1 pseudogene is annotated in these 484 nt (G+C 34.1%); it reads left to right on the top strand.

The features are described from left to right. Positions 1 to 162: 162 nt before the first annotated feature. A pseudogene (locus AB5935_RS23630) lies at positions 163 to 484 on the top strand (hypothetical protein); the annotation flags it as partial.

Genomic DNA, 484 nt, shown 5'->3' with positions numbered 1-484 from the left:
CACTTATCAAGTATTTAGAGACAGTTCCTTAGAACTGGGAATGTTGAGATCATTGTAAATGGTCAAAGTCTTGAAGCACCAGATTATGGAATACTTTATGCCCCTTTCTATAAAACTCCTGATGGTGAAAATATTCTTTGGAGAAAAGAAATAGATTTTGAAATGGGGGAATATAAAGCAAAAGGATTCATAGCAATACTTGATAAAATCCAAAATGGAGCAAATGGTTTAGTGTTAATGCGTCGAGGTCGAGTAATTGTTGGAGGAGGAGATGAGAGGTATTTCCCAACTGTTATATTTGGACAGTCTGGTAGTTTTAGATACAGACGTTTATTCGGAGAAATTGAATTAGAGGGTTTTGAAGTATCATTTAATAAAAATGGTTTCAGAGAAGAAGAAGATTTATATCTTTTTATGGACGCCTTAAAGGATGAATTAAAAGCGGACAATCTGAATATTCTTGGGCAAACGGATAATTATAGAC

Origin of the sequence: Phocaeicola sp. RTP21198st1_B8_RTP21198_201120 (assembly GCF_040929485.1) — a bacterium.
GTDB classification, from domain to species: Bacteria; Bacteroidota; Bacteroidia; order Bacteroidales; family Bacteroidaceae; genus Phocaeicola; species Phocaeicola dorei.
The sequence above is the reverse complement of the archived record's forward strand: the minus strand, read 5'-3'. Positions and strand labels throughout refer to the sequence as shown.